Annotated in this window: 14 protein-coding genes; 5 read left to right on the forward strand and 9 right to left on the reverse strand. The window is 59.7% G+C overall.

Annotated features, from left to right (window positions below; translation table 11 throughout):
- Positions 1-54: 54 nt before the first annotated feature.
- Positions 55-528: a transcription elongation factor GreB gene (gene greB / locus EKL15_RS06465; protein ID WP_038878177.1), complete on the reverse strand. Its 474-nt coding sequence runs from the start codon at positions 526-528 to the stop codon at positions 55-57.
- A 230-nt stretch (positions 529-758) separates the two neighbouring features.
- Here greB and cbpA point away from each other — a divergent pair, with 230 nt between their 5' ends.
- The 4 genes from cbpA (at position 759) to envZ (ending at position 4,376) form a co-directional block, all read left to right on the forward strand.
- Positions 759-1,721, forward strand: a complete 963-nt coding sequence (gene cbpA / locus EKL15_RS06470; protein ID WP_033636314.1) for a curved DNA-binding protein — start codon at positions 759-761, stop codon at positions 1,719-1,721.
- A 5-nt stretch (positions 1,722-1,726) separates the two neighbouring features.
- Positions 1,727-2,032: a chaperone modulator CbpM gene (locus tag EKL15_RS06475; RefSeq protein WP_049202813.1), complete on the forward strand. Its 306-nt coding sequence runs from the start codon at positions 1,727-1,729 to the stop codon at positions 2,030-2,032.
- A gap of 257 nt (positions 2,033-2,289) precedes the next feature.
- Positions 2,290-3,009, forward strand: coding sequence for a two-component system response regulator OmpR (ompR, locus tag EKL15_RS06480; RefSeq protein WP_004709363.1), 720 nt, complete (start codon positions 2,290-2,292; stop codon positions 3,007-3,009).
- Entirely contained in the window at positions 3,006-4,376 is a 1,371-nt protein-coding gene (envZ, locus tag EKL15_RS06485) for a two-component system sensor histidine kinase EnvZ (protein ID WP_038881686.1), read from the forward strand. Before ompR ends, envZ begins: the two co-directional genes overlap by 4 nt.
- Before the next feature lie 34 nt (positions 4,377-4,410).
- On the opposite strand, the gene EKL15_RS06490 is transcribed toward envZ, so the two are convergent.
- The 7 genes from EKL15_RS06490 to EKL15_RS06520 all read right to left on the reverse strand — a co-directional run bounded on the left by EKL15_RS06490 (position 4,411) and on the right by EKL15_RS06520 (position 11,310).
- A complete protein-coding gene (locus tag EKL15_RS06490; RefSeq protein WP_015379310.1) occupies positions 4,411-4,890 on the reverse strand; it encodes a type II toxin-antitoxin system VapC family toxin in 480 nt (159 codons plus the stop codon).
- Complete coding sequence (locus EKL15_RS06495; protein ID WP_015379309.1) at positions 4,887-5,147, reverse strand: plasmid stability-like protein; 261 nt, start codon at positions 5,145-5,147, stop codon at positions 4,887-4,889. The genes EKL15_RS06490 and EKL15_RS06495 overlap by 4 nt, the downstream gene beginning before the upstream one ends.
- Positions 5,148-5,273: 126 nt before the next feature.
- Positions 5,274-6,893, reverse strand: coding sequence for a phosphoenolpyruvate carboxykinase (ATP) (gene pckA / locus EKL15_RS06500; RefSeq protein ID WP_015379308.1), 1,620 nt, complete (start codon positions 6,891-6,893; stop codon positions 5,274-5,276).
- A gap of 194 nt (positions 6,894-7,087) precedes the next feature.
- The gene (gene hslO, locus EKL15_RS06505) at positions 7,088-7,966 is read right to left on the reverse strand and encodes an Hsp33 family molecular chaperone HslO (RefSeq protein ID WP_015379307.1); all 879 of its coding nucleotides are present in this window, start codon (positions 7,964-7,966) and stop codon (positions 7,088-7,090) included.
- Between the two features lie 25 nt (positions 7,967-7,991).
- Positions 7,992-8,399, reverse strand: coding sequence for a ribosome-associated heat shock protein Hsp15 (hslR, locus tag EKL15_RS06510; protein ID WP_015379306.1), 408 nt, complete (start codon positions 8,397-8,399; stop codon positions 7,992-7,994).
- Positions 8,396-9,076 carry a GMP/IMP nucleotidase gene (gene yrfG, locus EKL15_RS06515; protein WP_025304546.1) on the reverse strand — a complete coding sequence of 227 codons (681 nt, stop codon included), beginning with the start codon at positions 9,074-9,076 and terminating at the stop codon, positions 8,396-8,398. Before yrfG ends, hslR begins: the two co-directional genes overlap by 4 nt.
- 98 nt (positions 9,077-9,174) lie before the next feature.
- Positions 9,175-11,310: an intracellular growth attenuator family protein gene (locus EKL15_RS06520; RefSeq protein ID WP_070913841.1), complete on the reverse strand. Its 2,136-nt coding sequence runs from the start codon at positions 11,308-11,310 to the stop codon at positions 9,175-9,177.
- Between the two features lie 445 nt (positions 11,311-11,755).
- On the opposite strand from EKL15_RS06520, the gene nudE reads away from it, so the two are divergent.
- Complete coding sequence (nudE, locus tag EKL15_RS06525) at positions 11,756-12,310, forward strand: ADP compounds hydrolase NudE (RefSeq protein ID WP_038878156.1); 555 nt, start codon at positions 11,756-11,758, stop codon at positions 12,308-12,310.
- Positions 12,311-12,361: 51 nt separating this feature from the next.
- Here the strand turns inward: nudE and mrcA are convergent, their stop codons facing one another.
- Positions 12,362-14,920, reverse strand: a complete 2,559-nt coding sequence (gene mrcA / locus EKL15_RS06530; protein ID WP_100396755.1) for a peptidoglycan glycosyltransferase/peptidoglycan DD-transpeptidase MrcA — start codon at positions 14,918-14,920, stop codon at positions 12,362-12,364.
- Positions 14,921-14,986 lie beyond the last annotated feature (66 nt).

The following is a 14,986-nucleotide window of genomic DNA, read 5'->3' on the forward strand; positions in this document are numbered from 1 at the left end:
GTGGAGAACAGCTCAGGCGGCGGCGTTGGCGGCGGTTCGGAAAAAGCTGAAAGCTTACTTCGGGTAGTCTATCTCGTTCACGTACCACTGCGCCTCGCCCAGCGGCGTATTGACGGTGGCGACGTCCCCGACCTCTTTTTTCAGCAGGGCGCGCGCCATCGGCGCGTCGATGGAGATGTAATCCTTGCGGCCGAAGATCTCGTCGTAACCGACGATGCGAAAGCGTTTGGTCTCGCCGTCTTCGTTCTCTACTTCCACCCAGGCGCCGAAGAACACTTTGCCTTCCTGCTGCGGGGAGTAATCGACGATCTTCAGCTGCTCCAGGCATTTGGTCAGATAGCGGACGCGGCGGTCAATTTCGCGCAGCCGCTTCTTGTTGTACTGATAGTCGGCGTTTTCGCTTCTGTCGCCCAGGCTGGCGGCCCAGGTCACTTTCTTGGTCACCTCGGGGCGTTCTTCGCGCCAGAGGTAATCCAGCTCTTGTTTGAGCTTGTCATACCCTTCACGGGTTATCAGTTGAGTTCTCATCGTGATTTATCTTTATGGGGCCACCGCCACAGTGTACGTGAATGCGCAGGGCTTTAGAAATGGCGTGGGGGCCTGCGTGTTGTCGCACGGTTTTTATTCAGTTTGCGCAGCTTTTAACAATCGGGAGTATGCTTAGCGATAGCGGAAAAGGAATGTGACGAAAGGAGGATATCTGGCGAGAGAGACAAGGAATTTTGGCGCACAACCCAACACATTGAAGGTATTACCGCATGGAATTTAAAGATTACTACGCAACGATGGGCGTTGAGCCCAACGCCGATCTGAAAACCATCAAAACGGCCTACCGCCGGCTGGCGCGTAAATATCACCCTGACGTGAGCACCGAAGAAGACGCCGAGAGCAAATTCAAGGAGCTGGCCGAAGCCTATGAGGTGCTGAAGGACGAAGAGCGCCGCGCCGAGTACGATCAGATCCGGCTGCACCGCAACGATCCGAACTTTGGCCGCCAGGCGCGCGGCGATCGCGGCGGCTATCAGCAGAGCGCTTCATGGCATGGCGGCGGTGCCGACGCACAAGACTTCTCCGATTTCTTCGAAAGCATGTTCGGCGGGCGTGCGGCAGGCGGGCACCGCTCCGCTTCGCACTCGCACGGCGGGCATGGCTTCCGCGGCCAGGATCTCGAGATGGAGGTGCCGCTGTTCCTCGAGGAAACGCTGCATGGCCAAAGCCGCGAGATCTCCTACAAGCTGCCGGTGTACGACGAGCTGGGGCGGCAGGTGAGCGAAGCCAGCAAAACGCTGAACGTGAAAATCCCGGCCGGCGTGGGCGACGGCGAGCGCATTCGCCTCAAGGGGCAGGGCGTTGCCGGCGTGGGCGGCGGCCAGAACGGCGACCTGTATCTTGTCATCCGCCTCGCGCCGCATCCGCTGTTCGAGATTGACGGCCACAACCTGAGCATCGTGGCGCCGCTCGCCCCGTGGGAAGCGGCGCTGGGGGCCAGCATCGAGGTGCCGACGCTGACCGGCAAAATCGCGCTGACCGTGCCGGCCGGCAGCCAGAGCGGCAAACGGCTGCGGGTCAAGGGCAAGGGGCTGGCGGGCAAGAAAGAGCCCGGCGATCTGTATGTCATTCTCAAGGTGGTGATGCCGCCGAAGCCGAACGAGAAGGCCAGCGCCCTGTGGCGAGAACTGGCTGAACAGGCGGCGTTCAACCCGCGCGCGGAATGGGAGTAAAGCACATGATGAAAAAAGAGATCACATTCACCGTGGTGGAACTGTGTCAGAGGGTGGAGATTTCAGAGGATGAGCTGGTCGAGATCGTCGGCCTGGGCGTGATCGTGCCGCTGGAGCCGGCGCAGCCGAGCTGGGAGTTCGATTACCCGGCGCTGAGCCATCTGCAGCGTGCGCGCAGGCTGCGGGCCGAACTGGATCTGGATTGGCCGGGGATCGCCATGGCGCTGACGCTGCTCGACCGGGTTGATGCACTGCAGCAAGAGAACCGGCAGCTGCGCCGGCAGCTGGCGCGTTTCCTGCAGACTTCCTGACTCGTCGTCAAAACGCCACCGTGCGGTTTGCCGGTGGCGAAATTGCGTAAAATTGGGCCACTGCCCCACATTGCGCCGATAAAGGGCGAAATTTTGACGAACCCCCGTCGACATTCGATGAAAATTGTTGATAAATGGGGAAAAGAATAAGCTTTGTAACAATTTCGTCTAGAATACATACCATTAAACGCTGTCTCAAATGGCAAGGTTTTCTAACAATATTCGAGTCAGGCAATAAAGCCTTTGGGAGTAATACCATGCAAGAGAATCATAAGATCCTGGTTGTCGATGATGACATGCGCCTGCGCGCGCTTTTAGAACGTTATTTAACCGAGCAGGGCTTCCAGGTTCGCAGCGTTGCCAACGCTGAGCAAATGGATCGCTTGCTGACCCGTGAATCCTTCCATCTGATGGTGCTCGATCTGATGTTGCCGGGCGAAGATGGGCTGTCCATCTGCCGCCGCCTGCGCAGCCAGAGCAACCCTATGCCGATCATTATGGTCACCGCCAAAGGCGAAGAGGTCGATCGCATCGTGGGGCTGGAAATCGGCGCCGACGACTACATTCCTAAGCCGTTCAACCCGCGTGAGCTGTTGGCTCGCATCCGCGCGGTGCTGCGCCGCCAGGCTAACGAACTGCCGGGCGCGCCTTCGCAGGAAGAAGCGGTGATCGCGTTCGGCAAATTCAAACTGAACCTCGGCACCCGCGAGATGTTCCGCGAAGATGAACCGATGCCGTTGACCAGCGGCGAGTTCGCGGTCCTGAAGGCGCTGGTCAGCCACCCGCGTGAACCGCTGTCGCGCGATAAGCTGATGAACCTGGCGCGTGGCCGCGAATACAGCGCCATGGAGCGCTCCATCGACGTGCAGATCTCGCGCCTGCGCCGCATGGTGGAAGAAGATCCGGCGCATCCGCGTTATATCCAGACCGTTTGGGGTCTCGGCTACGTGTTCGTCCCGGACGGCAGTAAGGCATGAGGCGATTGCGCTTTTCACCGCGTAGCTCGTTTGCCCGAACCCTGTTGTTGATCGTCACCTTGCTGTTCGTCAGCCTGGTGACGACCTATCTGGTGGTGCTGAACTTCGCCATCCTGCCCAGTCTGCAGCAGTTCAACAAGGTATTGGCGTACGAAGTGCGTATGCTGATGACCGATCGGCTGCAGCTGGAGGACGGCACGCTGCTGGAAGTGCCGCCGGCGTTCCGCCGTGAGATCTACCGCGAACTGGGCATCTCTCTCTACACCAACTCGGCGGCGGAGGAGAGCGGCCTGCGCTGGGCGCAGCACTACCAGTTCCTCAGCCAGCAGATGGCACAGCAGCTTGGCGGGCCGACCGATGTGCGGGTGGAGGTGAACAAGAACTCCCCGGTGGTGTGGCTGAAAACCTGGTTGCAGCCCGATATCTGGGTGCGCGTACCGCTGACGGAAATCCACCAGGGCGACTTCTCTCCGCTGTTCCGCTATACGCTGGCGATCATGCTACTGGCGATCGGCGGCGCCTGGCTATTTATCCGCATTCAAAACCGCCCGCTGGTGGAGCTGGAACATGCGGCGCTGCAGGTGGGCAAGGGCATCATTCCGCCGCCGCTGCGCGAGTATGGCGCTTCCGAAGTGCGGTCGGTGACTCGCGCATTCAATCAGATGGCGTCGGGCGTCAAGCAGCTGGCGGACGACCGCACCTTGCTGATGGCCGGGGTCAGCCATGACCTGCGCACGCCGTTGACGCGCATCCGGCTGGCGACGGAGATGATGAGCGCCGAAGACGGCTATCTGGCCGAGTCGATCAATAAAGACATCGAAGAGTGCAACGCCATCATCGAGCAGTTCATCGATTACCTGCGCACCGGGCAGGAGATGCCGACCGAAAGCAGCGATCTGAACGCCATTTTGGGCGAGGTGGTCGCGGCGGAGAGCGGCTATGAGCGGGTGATTGAAACCGCGCTGTCGCCGGGCGAGCTGATGATGAACGTGCATCCGCTGTCGATTAAGCGGGCGGCGGTGAACATGGTGGTGAACGCGGCACGTTACGGCAACGGCTGGATCAAGGTCAGCAGCGGCCGTGAGCTGCAGCGCGGCTGGTTCCAGGTGGAGGATGACGGCCCGGGCATCAAACCGGAAGAATTGAAGCATCTGTTGCAGCCGTTCGTACGCGGTGACAGCGCGCGCAGCACCAGCGGCACCGGTCTGGGGCTGGCGATCGTGCAGCGCATTATCGACGCGCACGACGGCGAACTGGATATCGGCACCAGCGAACGCGGCGGGCTATTGATCCGCGCGTATATTCCGTTGCCGATGGAGAAAAAAGAGTCGGCCAACGGCCATCAAACCGCCAGGGAAAACGCCTGACGCTCTTGGCGCGGGCCGCGTTGCTGCGGCCCCGTCAGGACTTCCTGCTCATCACGTAGTATTCCGCCGCATCCTCATGCAACCGACGGCCGGTCGGCGCCTGCCACGGATCGATTAACTCGATGCCGCAGTGGAGGAAGTCTTTGGTGTTGCGGGTGGCCAGGGCGGCACCGTAATGCAGGCAGGTGGCGGCGATTTGGGTATCCGGCATGCTGACGCCAATGCCTCGGCGGCGATTGGCGCCCATTAATTCCGCATGCTGCATCGCACAGCCGACGTCAAAGGGTAAGATTCTGTCTGAAAACTCTTCCTGCAGCATGTCGCCGAGGTTAGTTTGCAGTTCGAGCTGTTTCTTGCCGTGAGGCATGCAGGCGATGCCCGTATACAGCTCCGCAACCACGATGGCGCTCAAATAGAACCGATACGTATCCTGCTCATCTAACCAGCGCAATACATTGTAGTGAGGCGCCGGCCGCAGCAATTCCGAAACGACGTTGGTATCCAGCACAATCATTTTTCATCGTCTTCATCAAAGTTGACAATACGATGAGGGGCTTCATCACGTGGGGGGATCTCCAACTCAACGCCGCCGAATTCGGCGAAGTACTGATGCATGCGTGTTCCTAACCCATAGCGCGGCGGTTTTTTCACCAGCGCCTGTTTCAGGATCATGCGCGCTTCCTCTTCCATAGAATGGCCGTTTTTCGCCGCTGAAATACGCAGCAGCTCTTTGATTTCGTCGTCCAGATTTCTGACGGTGATAGTAGCCATTGAAACCTCCTTTGCTATCAATGATTGCATTGACTTATTTTCTCGCCTTGCTGGTTAAAAAGCAATCGCTGAAAATAAAAAAAGGCGCGGGATCCGCGCCTTAGCTGAAGAGGTAACGCTACCGAATTACAGCTTAGGGCCGGCGCTGACCAGCGCGGCGCCCGCAGGCGTGTCGGTGTATTTATCGAAGTTGGTGATGAAGCGTTCGGCCAGATCCTGCGCTTTTTCCTGCCACTGCTCGAGGCTGGCATAGGTATTGCGCGGATCGAGGATCTCCGGGTTCACGCCCGGCAGCGCGGTCGGCATCGCCAGATCGAAGATCGGCAGGGTAACGGTTTCCGCCTTGTCGATTTCACCGCTCAGGATGGCGTCAATGATGCCGCGCGTATCTTTGATCGAGATGCGCTTGCCGGTACCGTTCCAGCCGGTGTTGACCAGGTAAGCCTGGGCGCCGGCGGCCTGCATGCGTTTCACCAGCACTTCGGCGTACTGCGTCGGGTGCAGCGACAGGAATGCGGCGCCGAAGCAGGCGGAAAAGGTTGGCGTCGGTTCGGTTACGCCGCGCTCGGTGCCGGCCAGCTTGGCGGTGAAGCCGGACAGGAAGTGGTACTGAGTCTGGTTGGCGGTCAGACGCGATACCGGCGGCAGCACGCCGAAGGCATCGGCGGTCAGGAAGATCACCTTGGTGGCGTGACCCGCCTTGGACACCGGCTTGACGATGTTCTGGATATGGTAGATCGGGTAAGAAACGCGGGTGTTCTCGGTTTTCGAACCGTCGTTGAAGTCGATGCTGCCGTCGGCCAGCACGGTAACGTTTTCCAGCAGCGCGTCGCGTTTGATGGCGTGATAGATGTCCGGCTCGGCTTCTTCAGACAGCTTGATGGTCTTGGCGTAGCAGCCGCCTTCGAAGTTGAACACGCCGTCGTCGTCCCAGCCGTGCTCGTCATCGCCGATCAGCTGACGCTTCGGATCGGTGGAGAGGGTGGTCTTGCCGGTACCGGACAGGCCGAAGAACACCGCCACGTCGCCTTTCTCGCCCACGTTGGCCGAGCAGTGCATCGAGGCGATGCCTTTCAGCGGCAGCAGGTAGTTCATCATCGAGAACATGCCTTTCTTCATTTCGCCGCCGTACCAGGTGCCGCCGATCAACTGCATGCGCTCGGTCAGGTTGAAGGCGACGAAGTTCTCCGAGTTCAGGCCTTGCTGCTGCCAGTTCGGGTTGGTGCATTTGGCGCCGTTCATCACCACGAAGTCCGGCTCGAAGTCAGCCAGTTCTTCATCGCTCGGGCGGATGAACATGTTTTTCACGAAGTGCGCCTGCCAGGCCACCTCGGTGATGAAGCGCACTTTCAGGCGCGAGTCGGCGTTGGCGCCGCAGAAGGTATCCACCACGAACAGGCGTTTGCCGGACAGTTGTTCGGTGACCAGGTGTTTCAGATCGGCCCACACTTCCGGGCTGAGGGGTTTGTTGTCGTTTTTGCCTTTGCCCTGATCGGCCCACCACACGGTATCGCGGGTGATGTCGTCGCGGACGATGTATTTGTCTTTCGGCGAGCGGCCGGTGAAGATGCCGGTATCGACGGAGACGGCACCCAGCTTGGTGACTACCCCACGCTCAAAACCTTCCAGAGATGGGTCTGTTTCTTCCTTAAACAGCAGTTCATAGCTCGGGTTGTGAACGATTTCGCTAACGTCGTGAATGCCGTAAGCGGCCAGATCCTGAGGGGTTATACCTTTAACGCGCATGTTACTACTCCTTGGTCACAGAATTTCTGGCGGCAATTGTAGGGATCTAACGGTGCGTAACCGCGATGGGTATCAAATATTTAACGTTTTAGGCGGTATTTCGTTACGATCTGAGAGATAGCACACGGAAAAAAGCAAACGTGCAAACGGCGGGCGTTGGCGGGCGCCGAGCGCGCCCGCCGAGGAGGTGTGACTTAGTGCAACTGGTCGCTTTCGCCGGTGTTACCCGCATACAAAGCGGCAACATCAACCGGGTCAAAGACATAGTGGCTGCCACAGTAGTCGCAGTGCATGTCGATATTGCCGTCCTGCTCCAGCATGTCCGCCACTTCGTCGGTCGGCAGGGTCAGCAGCGCGTCGGCGCAACGCTGGCGCGAACAGGTGCAACGGAACTGCACGTCCTGCGGTTCGTACAGGGTGACCTCTTCCTGGTGATACAGGCGGTACAACACTTCGTTGGCCGGCAGGCCGAACAGCTCTTCGCTTTTTACCGTGTTGGTCAGTTGCACCAGATGATCGAAATCATCGAGGTTGCCGTCCTGCGCCGGCAGCACCTGCAGCAGCATACCGGCCGCCGCGGCGTTGCCTTCCGCTTCGCCGGTGCGGATGAACAGGCGGGTTGGCAGCTGCTCGGACTGGCGGAAGTAGGCTTCCAGGCATTCGGCCAGGGTTTCACCTTCCAGACCGACCACGCCCTGATAGCGCTCGCCTTCCGTCGGCGAAATGGTGATGACCATGACGCCGTTGCCGATCATCTGATGCAAGGTGCTGTCGTCGGCGATAGGCGCCTGGGTGCGCGCAACGCCGCGCATCTCCTGACGGTTGTTGCCGTTGATCACCGCCAGCTTCAGCGGGCCGTCGCCTTGCAGCTGCACGGTGATGTCGCCGTCGAACTTCAGGGTCGCGGTCAGCAGACTGGTGGCGACCAGCAGTTCGCCCAGCAGCTTCTGTACCGGCGCCGGGTAGTCGTGGTTGTTCAGGATCTGCTGATAGGTTTCGCTGACGGTAACCAGCTCGCCGCGCACCGCGTAGTTTTCAAACAGGTAACGGTGCAATTGGTCATGGTTGGACATAATCTTCTCTCATTGCGGTGAGGGGTTATTCCGGCTCACCAAATTTAAATTTCATCAGGTCTCGCCGCTCCTTTTTGTCCGGACGACGGTCCGGATGCGGCATGGTCAACGCGTTCATCTTGCGCGCCAGCGCCATCTTTTCGCGGTTGGCGATGCTGGCTTCGGTTTCCTGATACATTTGCTGCGCCTCGCCGGCGCCGCGGCGTTGGCTGGTCAGCGCCAGCACGATCACCGTACGTTCTTCGTTGCCTTGCCGCAGCTTGAGCTCGGCGTTGAGTTCGACAATCTTGCTCGGCTTGCCGCGCTGGCCGTTGTAATGCACCTTGCCGCCGTCGATCATTTCGCGTGCCAGCGCACGGGTCTTATAGAAGCGAGCGGCCCAGAGCCACTTATCCAGCCGTACCGCGTCGTCGCGCGTCGCTTTTTCCTTCATGCTTCCCCCTTGGCCAGCGCCGGTATCAGCAGGCGGTAGTCACGCATCGACGGATGGCGCTGGAAGCTTTTCTCCGCCGTACTGGAGTCCGGGTTTTGCACGCCCAGGCAGTAACGAATGCCGAAAGTGCGCGCCGCGTCGAGGATCGGCTCGCCGTCGTCGACGAACAGCGTGCGCTGCGGATTGAATCCGGTGTGCTGTTGCACCGCCTGCCACAGACGCTGATCTTCTTTCGGATAACCAAATGTGTGGGTGGAAAACAATAAATCAAGGTGCCGATCGAGGCCGGTATGCTCGATTTTCACCGCCAGGCTGTGCGGATGGGCGTTGGTCAGCAAAATGGTTTGCAGACCGGCGTCGCGCAGCGCCCGTAAAAACGGCTCGGTGTCTTCGCGCAGCCGGGCGCGGCTGCCGACTTCGCTGGTCATGCGGTAGATATCCAGATCCAACCGCTCGCTCCAGTAATCGAAGCAATACCAGTTCATGGTGTGCTGCACCGCCTGATACTCCCGTTCAATGATATGACGGGCTTCGTCGAAAGGAATGGCGCGCCTTTCGCTCAGCGCCTGCGGCACCAGGCTGAGCCAAAAGTGGCTGTCGAACTCCAGATCCAGCAAGGTGCCGTCCATATCCAGCAGCACGGTATCGATCTGCGGCCAATCAAACTCGGGAACCATAAAAACTCCACGGGCGGACCGACGGGCGGTCCGCAGATGAGAATAATAGCGTTAGCGTAGCATAAGCAGATGACAGGGCGGAGGCCCCGGCGTCAGGTTCAGGCCATCGGCCGCATCGACATCGGATTGAGCTGCGGATTGAAGCAGCTGTCGTAGTAACGCTGGATATCGGCGACGCGGTGCTGATTGATGCGCCGACGCTGCACCAGCCGCCAGGCGTTATAGCCCAGGCTGATGACGACCGCCAGCAACAGCAGACTGGTACCGAGGTAGCGCCACAGGGTGATCATGTCCGGTTCGCTGTGCAGCGCCACATGACGGGTGCCGTTGGCGTCGACGCTGAGGCTGGTGATCACGCCCTGTGCCTGGAAGGGGGTGTGCAGCAGCAGAGTGGAAAGGCGCTGCAACTCATTCCACTGGTCGAGGGCGTTGTATTCGCTCTGCGGCGCCGACGGCTGCGGATGGCTGACCAGCTGGCGGCCTTCGTCGCTGCTGATCAGGAAACCGCCCGGCGGCGGGCTGTTGAGCGCTGCGGCGGCCAAACGCGTTTCATTGAAGATGAACGACGATGTGGCCACTTTGGTCAGGCTTTCCAGCGACTCGGCGCTCACCGGGCGCAGCAGGACGTTGACGCCTTGCAGCGCGCCGGACCTGGCGCGTTTCACCAGGCCGCTCCAGTTTTTGGCGTTGCCCAGGTTGACCAGGGCGTTCTTCAACCGCACGCAGTCGCTTTCTGCCTGGCACAAATCCTGTGTTTTCAAAACGATATCAGAGAAGTCGTCCAACAGGATCATGCCGGATTTCTCGATGGCGCTGGCCAACTGCGGGTTGACCTTCTGATCGGCGCCGCTCGGATGCAGCTGGCTGTTGACCGTAGCCAGCAGGGCCGTCGCTTTGTCTATGACTTCCGATTCCGGCTGTGGCAGTGGGGCGGCGTTGTTCCAGTAGATGCCGGAACAGTCGAACGGCGCAAAATTGACGGCGCTGCCCCCATTGGCCGGCGGGGGCACATAGCACATGCCACTGCCGCGCACTTTCAGCGTGTCGCCGATGCGCAGCGGCGTGGCTTCCAGTGCCTGAACGCTGGTCACTTCCACTTTTTGCGCACCCTGCAGCCAGGCCATGCTGAGGGTCAGCGGCAGGTTGAGCGGGATATAGATCAGCAGCAACAGCAGCACCAGTGCCGAGCTGGCGACCAGCACCGCGTTGCGGCCCCACTGCTGCAGCGGGAAGTTTTTCACTTCGTCATGCAGCGAGAGGAAGCGCCCCTGGCGCACCACCTGCCGATTGAGGTAGACGTCCACATCGGTGGTCTTGCCCAGGTCCTGCGTCAGGTAAGGCTGCCAATGCGGCGGGTAGATAAGATCGATGATGCCGAGTGAAATGTTGCTGATCTGCCCCTGGCCGGATTCGCCGAACAGGCCCCAGCGCTTCGGCGTACCGCGCAGACAGTGGATCTCTTTCAGCTCGCGTGACGCCGGACGGCGGAACAGGTTCCAGCATCCCCAGGCGATCATCAGCACCGCCACGAAAATCATCCAGGGGATCACCAGCACCGGGCTTATCAGGCTGAAGAACAGCAGCAGCAGCGCGGCGGAGATGATGACGGCTTCACGGATGCCATTCGGCCGGTTCAGCGCATGCTCTTCCGGCGTTTCCTTGCGAATATTGACCAGCTCGACATGCTCGCTCTCTTCCTTGCGGATAGAGGCGTTTTTGGTCGGCGCGGCGCTCACCACCGGCGGTTGCGGCCGGTCGTGAATATGATCTTTCAGCGAGTGCCCGTTGAGCGAAATCACCAGCGGCAGCGTCTGGGTACGGATCACTTCCACATGGTTGTCGGCGGTGATATAGGGTTCCCAAAACGGCGGCAGGTGCACCTCTTCGGCATCGAGGTAATAGCGCCATTTATTGGGATCGTCGCTGGCCAGCCCATAGCGGGTGATGGCGTGCGTGACGGGATAAACGTTATCGCTTTGCGGGGTGAGCGCCAGTTTGGCTGCGGGCAAGGTAGCGCCGCCGCCGGGCAACAGCTTGTTGCTCAGCTTGTTTTGCTGATTGAGATAGAACTCGACCGCAGCACGCTCTTCGTCGGTCAGCTTGCGGTGGGCAGGTTTGATAAACGGCAGCGCGTGCGCCAGCGCCGACGGGTTGCGCGCCTTGAACCACAGGTACAGGCCGGCGGCAATCAGGCAGACAAGCACTAAGGCCAATATCAACACTATTGTGCTCATGCAATCCCCATCTCACACCCGTGAATTTCGCCAACCTGATGAAAAGGTGAATATTATACGGAGTAAACCGCCAGGAGGCACCCAGAACTAATGAGGGAACAAACAGATTCTCGCTCTGGATCTCATTCCTTCATGACGCAAGGCCATTTTATCACTGATTCTTGCCTGCGTGATACTAGCAACCGGCCTCTGCCGTCGATATCGGTATTATCCTATTTTCATGCGTGCTGTTTGCTGAATCAGTACGGAAAATCGCCCGCCGCTGGCTACGCTTGTTAAAAGAAAGTAAATTACTGCTCATGCTCGTTGCGGCGGAGCTTACCCTTAACGCACAATGTGATCAGGATCGAATTTGGTCAGCGTTTGAGCGCCAACGAGCCGTGCGTTACGCCAATCATTATTTCGGTTGCCCCGTCCGCGCCTGGGTAACCTCTTTGAGGCAATCATGGATAAACACCTGCAAAAACCTAAAATTCTGAAAGTGGAAACCGTTGCGCGTTCGCGTTTGTTCAACGTCGAGTCGGTCGATTTGGAATTCAGCAACGGTGTGCGGCGGGTGTATGAGCGCATGCGTCCTTCGGATCGCGAAGCGGTGATGATCGTGCCGGTGATTGGCGATGACCTGCTGCTGATCCGCGAATATGCGGTAGGCACCGAATCCTATGAGCTGGGGTTCCCGAAAGGGCTGATCGATCCCGGTGAGGGGGTGCTGGAGGCCGCCAACCGCGAGCTGATGGAAGAGGTGGGATACGGCGCGAAGCGCTTCGATTTTCTCAGCAAGCTGACGATGGCGCCCTCTTACTTTTCCAGCAAAATGAATATCGTGCTGGCGCACGATCTCTATCCGCAGAGTCTGGAAGGGGATGAGCCGGAGCCCCTGCCGCAGGTGCGTTGGCCGATCGCCGACATGATGGCGCTGCTGGCGGAACCGGATTTTCGTGAGGCGCGCAACGTCAGCGCGCTGTTCCTCTCAGAGGCATTTTTGCGCGCTTCGCGCTGATACGCTTCGCGCCAAACAAAAAAAGGGCCAGATTTCTCTGGCCCTTTTCGATCAGAACAGCTCGTGGCTTTCACCGCCCGGATCGGTCAACGTAGTGCCGGTATCGCGCGATGGGTAGTCCGTCGGCTGAGTGCCTTCGATGAAGTACTCGGAACGGCTACCGCCGCCACCGCCAGAGAGCTTGCCGCTGCTCTTGTCGATGGTGACGCTGATGATGCCCGGCGGCGGCGTGACTTTCTGCTCCGGGATGCCTTCCAGCGCGGTCTTCATGAAGTCGTCCCACGCCGGCTGGGCGCTCTTGGCTCCGCCTTCACCGCCGGAAATCTGATCCGGGATGGCGCCGGATACCGTCGAACGGCCCAGGTCGCGGCGGTGATCGTCGAAACCGATCCACACCGACGTCACGGTATCCGGACCATAGCCGGAGAACCAGGCGTCTTTGGAACTGTTGGTGGTACCGGTTTTGCCGCCGATGTCATGACGCTTCAGATCGCGCCCGGCGCGCCAGGCCGTGCCCATCCAACCCGGTTCACCGAAGATGTTGCTGTTCAGCGCGTCGTGGATGAGGAAGGCCAGCGGCGTGCTGATCACGTGCGGCGCATACTGTTGGTCGCCGTCCTGCTGCACCTGAGCCGGGGTAACCTGCTCCAGCTGCGGCATCGGCACCGTGCTGTTGCTGCCTTCCTGCGAGGTGGCGACGTTTTCGATGTTGTCGTCGGACAGCACCGCCGAACGGTGGGTGTCGCCGTAGATCACCGGCAGGTTGCAGCTGCTGCACACCACTTTCGGTTTGGCTTCGAACACCGTATTGCCGTTGTCGTCTTCAATTTTGGTGATGAAGTACGGGTCAACCAGGTAACCGCCGTTCGCCAGCACCGCGTAGCCGCGTACCAGCTGCATCGGGGTGAAGGAGGCGGAGCCCAGCGCCAGCGATTCGGTATGCACGATGTTCTGCGCCGGGAAGCCGAAGCGCTGCAGATATTCCGCCGCGTAGTCGACGCCCATCGCACGCATCGCGCGCACCATCACCACGTTCTTCGATTGCCCCAGCCCCTGCCGCAGGCGAATCGGGCCGTCGTAGGTCGGCGGCGAGTTCTTCGGCCGCCAGTCGGTGCCGGCGCCGGCATCCCAACGGGTAATCGGCAAGTCGTTCAGAATGGTGGCCAGCGTCAGGCCTTTATCCATCGCGGCAGTGTACAGGAACGGTTTGATGTTCGACCCTACCTGGCGCAGAGCCTGCGTGACGCGGTTGAACTTGCTCTGGTTGAAATCGAAGCCGCCAACCAGCGCTTTCACCGCGCCGTCGTTCGGGTTGATTGAGACCAGCGCCGAGTTGACGTCCGGCACCTGCGACAGCCACCAGGCCTCGTTCACTTTACGCACCCACACCTGCTGGCCGGCCTGCACCACGTCGGTGACGCGTTTCGGCGTTGGGCCTTGCTGCGTGTCTGAACGGTATGGGCGCGCCCAGCGCATGGTCGCCATCGGCAGGGCAATGCTGCTGCCGTCGGCCAGCATCGCCGTCGCTTCCTGCGGGTTGGCGGCGGTGATCACCGCCGGCGCCAGCGGGCCGTAGTTCGGCAGGTTTTTCAGCGAATCAACAATCTGTTTGCGATCCCAGGCCGCTTCGCCGACTTTCCACAACACGTTGGACGGGCCGCGGTAGCCGTGGCGCATGTCATAGGCCAGCACGTTGTTGCGTACCGACTCCTGCGCCGCCAGCTGCAGCCGCTTGGTGACGGTGGTGTAAACCTTGTAACCGTCGGTATAGGCATTTTCACCGTAGCGCTTGATCATCTCCTGACGCACCATCTCGGAGAGATACGGCGCGGAGAAGCTGATTTCCGGCGTATGGTAGTTGGCGACCAGATCTTCGGCGCGCGCCTGATCGTACTGCGCCTGCGTGATGTAGTGTTCGTCCAGCATGCGCGACAGCACCACGTTGCGACGGGCAACGGCGCGATCGTGCGAATAGAGCGGGTTGAAGGTGGACGGCGCTTTCGGCAGGCCGGCGATGGTCGCCATTTCGCTCAGGGTCAGCTGGCTGACGTCTTTGCCGAAATAGACCTGCGCGGCGGCGCCCACGCCGTAGGCGCGGTAACCCAGATAGATCTTGTTCAGATACAGCTCAAGGATTTCATCCTTGGTGAGCATCTGCTCGATGCGCACCGCCAGGAAGGCTTCCTTGATTTTACGCATCAGGGTGCGTTCCGGGCTTAAGAAGAAGTTACGCGCCAGCTGTTGGGTAATGGTACTGGCCCCCTGCGAAGCGTGGCCGGAGACCAGCGCGATGGAGGCGGCGCGGAAGATGCCGACCGGATCGACGCCGTGGTGATCGTAGAAGCGGCTGTCTTCGGTGGCGATGAATGCGTGCACCATCACCGGTGGAATTTGATCCAGCTTCAGCGGAATGCGGCGCTTCTCGCCGTATTGGGCGATCAGTTCGCCATCGGCGCTGTAAACCTGCATCGGTATTTGCAGCCGCACATCTTTCAGCGTTGCGACGTCGGGCAGCTGTGGCTCGACATATTTGTACAAGCCGAAAATCGAGGCTGCTCCCAGCACGATGCAACATACTGCAAGGATTAGTAAATACTTTACGAACTTCACCTGAGATTTCCCATTTCTAAGTCATTTGGGCAGTTTATAAACAACCGCGCGGTAGTATAAAGGCAA

The organism is Serratia sp. 4542 (assembly GCF_016805595.1).
Lineage (GTDB): Bacteria > Pseudomonadota > Gammaproteobacteria > Enterobacterales > Enterobacteriaceae > Serratia > Serratia nevei.

What these genes read in the sequence shown, in the direction of transcription:
- hslR (WP_015379306.1), bottom strand. Translation starts at nt 8,399, where the DNA reads ATGAAGGAAAAAGCGACGCGCGACGACGCGGTACGGCTGGATAAGTGG.
- EKL15_RS06475 (WP_049202813.1), top strand. Translation starts at nt 1,727, where the DNA reads ATGATGAAAAAAGAGATCACATTCACCGTGGTGGAACTGTGTCAGAGG.
- greB (WP_038878177.1), bottom strand. Translation starts at nt 528, where the DNA reads ATGAGAACTCAACTGATAACCCGTGAAGGGTATGACAAGCTCAAACAA.
- ompR (WP_004709363.1), top strand. Translation starts at nt 2,290, where the DNA reads ATGCAAGAGAATCATAAGATCCTGGTTGTCGATGATGACATGCGCCTG.
- envZ (WP_038881686.1), top strand. Translation starts at nt 3,006, where the DNA reads ATGAGGCGATTGCGCTTTTCACCGCGTAGCTCGTTTGCCCGAACCCTG.
- pckA (WP_015379308.1), bottom strand. Translation starts at nt 6,893, where the DNA reads ATGCGCGTTAAAGGTATAACCCCTCAGGATCTGGCCGCTTACGGCATT.
- hslO (WP_015379307.1), bottom strand. Translation starts at nt 7,966, where the DNA reads ATGTCCAACCATGACCAATTGCACCGTTACCTGTTTGAAAACTACGCG.
- EKL15_RS06490 (WP_015379310.1), bottom strand. Translation starts at nt 4,890, where the DNA reads ATGATTGTGCTGGATACCAACGTCGTTTCGGAATTGCTGCGGCCGGCG.
- EKL15_RS06495 (WP_015379309.1), bottom strand. Translation starts at nt 5,147, where the DNA reads ATGGCTACTATCACCGTCAGAAATCTGGACGACGAAATCAAAGAGCTG.
- EKL15_RS06520 (WP_070913841.1), bottom strand. Translation starts at nt 11,310, where the DNA reads ATGAGCACAATAGTGTTGATATTGGCCTTAGTGCTTGTCTGCCTGATT.
- yrfG (WP_025304546.1), bottom strand. Translation starts at nt 9,076, where the DNA reads ATGGTTCCCGAGTTTGATTGGCCGCAGATCGATACCGTGCTGCTGGAT.
- cbpA (WP_033636314.1), top strand. Translation starts at nt 759, where the DNA reads ATGGAATTTAAAGATTACTACGCAACGATGGGCGTTGAGCCCAACGCC.
- nudE (WP_038878156.1), top strand. Translation starts at nt 11,756, where the DNA reads ATGGATAAACACCTGCAAAAACCTAAAATTCTGAAAGTGGAAACCGTT.